2 protein-coding genes are annotated in these 3,625 nt (G+C 69.9%); both read right to left on the bottom strand.

Translation table 11 applies throughout. The features are described from left to right. Positions 1-227 precede the first annotated feature (227 nt). Positions 228-488 (bottom strand): hypothetical protein, encoded by a 261-nt coding sequence (locus tag GT042_RS28445; protein WP_202534051.1) that lies wholly within the window; start codon positions 486-488, stop codon positions 228-230. 40 nt (positions 489-528) lie between these two features. Continuing rightward, a complete protein-coding gene (locus GT042_RS28440) occupies positions 529-3,006 on the bottom strand; it encodes a DEAD/DEAH box helicase (RefSeq protein WP_161311576.1) in 2,478 nt (825 codons plus the stop codon). Positions 3,007-3,625: the final 619 nt, after the last annotated feature.

The raw sequence follows: 3,625 nt of genomic DNA, 5'->3' as shown, positions 1-3,625 counted from the left end.
GCCCCGGCCGTACGGCGCCCCGGCCGTACGGCGCCCCGGCCGTACGGCGCCCCGGCAACCGGTCGGCCGCCGTTCGGGATCCCACCCGGCGCCCGCCGCGATGCACCTTGGCCTGGTGGTACGTCAGAAAAACTGCCGCTCGTCGTCGTCCGGCGCGCTGCCGATCCAGGCGATGGGACCGTACGGTGTGATGCCCCAGTGCGGCGCCCGGGTTTCGTGCCCGGCACTCAGGACGCAGATCCGCCCCCACCGCCCGTGCCGCCCCGGGTGAGCACGGTCATCTCGCCGGTGCGTACGGCGTGTTCGTACCGGTCCTGGAACACCTGGAGCCCGTCGCGGAGCTCACTGCCCGACCGGGTCTCCTCCCGCTCGGTCAGCCCCCGCGGCCGCTGAACCCCGGGATCGGCCAGCACAGCACCGATCACCGTCTCCGCCTCCCCCCACACGCGGCGCCGGATGTGCCCGGCGACCGCCGTACGCACCCGCACCCCGGCACCCCCTCACCGCGCGGCTGCGCCCCTTCACCGCTCACGTGGCCGTCACCCATTCCACGCCGAGCGCCGCGAGCTGCCCGCGCTGCTCCGCGCTGAGCCCTGCCTGCCGGGTGCGGGTGTTGCTGACCCATACCCCGAGGCGGACGGGTCCGTCGGGCAGGTCCTCGACGTGGGCGCGGGGGACGACGGTTTTCCCTTCGCATGCGGCGTACTGGGTGAGCGCGGCGATCCCGCGCTCGAACGCCCCGCCCGCCGCCCCGCGCCGCGCCCGCGCCTTCACCGCGGCGGTGGCCGGGGGCGCCGGTTTCTCCGGGGGCCGGACACCGAGCTGGGCCAGGCGCTCGCGCTGCTCCTGCGACAACCCGCCCCAGCCTTCTTGTTGGGCGGCGAGCCACCGGCCGATGTCCAGGCCGTTGACCATCGCCCCGGGCTCCACGTACCCGAGCACGCTCCCCGGGGCCACAAGGCCCCTCAGAGCCGCGTAGTGGCGCTGCCAGTCGACCGGCCACACGGGGTTCCAGTCCGGGTCGATCGCGGCGAGCCGCGCCGCGCGCTCCTTCGCCCGCGTCTCGTTCTTCCCGAGTCCGTGTTTCTTCCGCGCGTTGGCCAGCCACTGCCCGACGGGCCGGTCCATCATCATCGCCGTCACCGGCGCCGCGAGGCTCCCGTACGCCACGGCGTACGCGCGGGCGGCGCCGAGGTTCTCCTCCCACGCCGCGTCGGCCGGGTCCCAGACGACGTCGAGCGCCTCCAGGCCGGCCGCGCGCTCGGAGAGCATGGTCCCGGCCCGCATCGCCCGGCGCTGGTCGGACAGCCACCGCCCCAGCGGAAACCCGCCCTCACCGCGCTCGTCGCCGCCCTCGACGTGGTGGTATGGAACGGCGAGATCACCCTCCCGCTTCCGGTACGCGACGGCCGCCCGGTGCCCGGCCTTCCAGTTGGCGTGCTCGGGCTCGATGAGGTTGTACCGCACCAACCGGGCCACCAACTCCGGGTCCCGGTGGCCCCCGAACCGCAGGAGCAGCCTCTGCTCCTCGTCGTCGTCGCCCTCCGGCGCCTTGCCGAGCCACGGCGACGTCGGCTTGGCCCGGTTCATGTCCTCCTGCGGAATGGCCAGCATTTCCACCGCGCGCTCATCGTGCGCCCGCAACCCGGAAAGAACTTTCAGCAACGGCCGGTAGGAAGCGGAATAGGGCATGTCTTCCGGGACTTCATCCGGGCCGAGGAAAACAGGCACAATCAGTGTCGCCAATTTGTCTTGTCCGGGTTTTTGGCGCAGGGCCCGGCCGATGGCCTGGACGATATCCACCGCCGATCTCTTCGGGTCGATGAGGGCCACGGAATCCACACTCGGGCAGTCGACCCCTTCGCCGAGGACCCGGCAGTTCGACATGACGGCACGCCCGGCGTGCCGTCCGAACCGGTACAGCTCGTCCGCCCGTACCTGCGGCTCGTGCTCACCCGACAGCCACCCCGACCACACCCGTACCGGGTGACGGCCCGGGTCGGCGGCGTGCAGCCGGGCCGCGACTCTGCCCAGCCCGGCGGAGAAGGCGTTCGCCTCGATGGTGCGGTGGTGGAAGGTGATGCACCGCTCCAGCCCGTGCTCCGCCATGGTCTCCAGCAGGGCGGCCTGGAGCACCGCCAGGCGCTCGCCCCGCACGTCCTCCTCGTTGCGCTCCACCCCGTACAACCGCTCCAGCGTCAACGACTCGTCGCGCAACTCGGCAACCACGATCTGATACCGGGCCAACAGCCCCCGGGCGATCGCGTCCGAGAGATCCATCGCCCACAGAACCGGCCCGAAAATCGCCTCGTCCGCCATGGAACAGGCCATCTCCACCGGCAACCGGTCCAGCCTCGCCCGCCCCTCGTCCGTCCCCTCAACTTCGTCCTCCCGCCCCCGGCGCCGCGGGGGACGCTCCATCCAGATTCGCGGTGTCGCCGTCAGATACAACCGCCGCATCGCCGGCACCAACTCCTGACGGTGCACAGCCGCCCACGCCTTCCCCAACGACCCCGACGTACGGTGCGCCTCGTCCACGACCACCAGGTCCCACACGTCCATCGGGAGCCCGTAGGAGCCCTCGTGAGCCTCGATCAGGACCGGCAGGGAGGCGTAGGTCGCGAACATCGTCACCGGCCCGCTGCCGTAGTGCAGGGCCAGTTGCGGGGCGCTGGTCGTCGAGGGCACCCGCAGGTCGTACAGACGCGGGTCGTCCTCCATCGAACAGACCGCCACCATCGGCCCCGTACGCCCGAAAGCCCGCCACTCCCGCACCGTCTGCGCAAGCAATTCCAGAGTCGGTAGAAGAACCAGAACACGCCCGTACGGAGAAATACGCAGCGCCGCACCAGCGGCAATAAAGGTCTTTCCCGTACCGCAGGCCGCGTGCACCTGACCGCGCAGCCCATTGTTCGGAATGCGCTGCCCAGGGCGGATCTCCAGCCCGGCAACGATGGCGTCCACCGCCTCCGCCTGATGCGGACGGAGCGTGATTTCACCGGTCATCGAAAGATCGTCTCCAAAACCGGACGGGAGGGTGCCTCTTCGTTCGTGATCCTACCCGTGCATCACTTGATGCACGGGCCGATGCACCATGATGCATCACATCGGCTGACGGTTGTCCTGCTCCGGTCCCATCATGGCCGGTTGATGTGCTACGCTCCCCGAGCGTCACAGAATCATATGCAAGTGGCTGGCCCGCCAACCAGCGGGCGCAGACCTTTTCCGGCGACTGCTCCCTCACCCCTCCCGGGCCTATCAGAGCTCGCCCCCATGACGACAGGGGAGTACGAGGCCGGCCTCCGGCCGGGTGGTGACGACCCGTTCGGGATCCTACCCAGCAGGCCGTTTGATGCAGCATCACCGGCCCCACAACCCCAGCCACCTGACCCGTAGCCAGCCATTCCGGCGCAGCCGGAATAGGGATTGAAGCGAAGCGAAAATCCTCAATTCCCGCCTGCGGGAATTGTTCTCTTTCCCTTCTTGGAGCGAAGCGAAAAGAAGGGATATTCACGCGCAGCGTGAACAGGAAAGGCGCGAAGCGGCTTTCCTATCGGTTAGGGAATTCGCGAAGCGGATTCCCTCGCTTGCAAGCTGCGCAGCAGCTTGGTACCCGCTCCGCGGG

This window comes from Streptomyces sp. SID3212, assembly GCF_009865405.1.
Taxonomy (GTDB): Bacteria; Actinomycetota; Actinomycetes; order Streptomycetales; family Streptomycetaceae; genus Streptomyces.
This window is presented reverse-complemented; position numbering and strand designations above follow the sequence as displayed.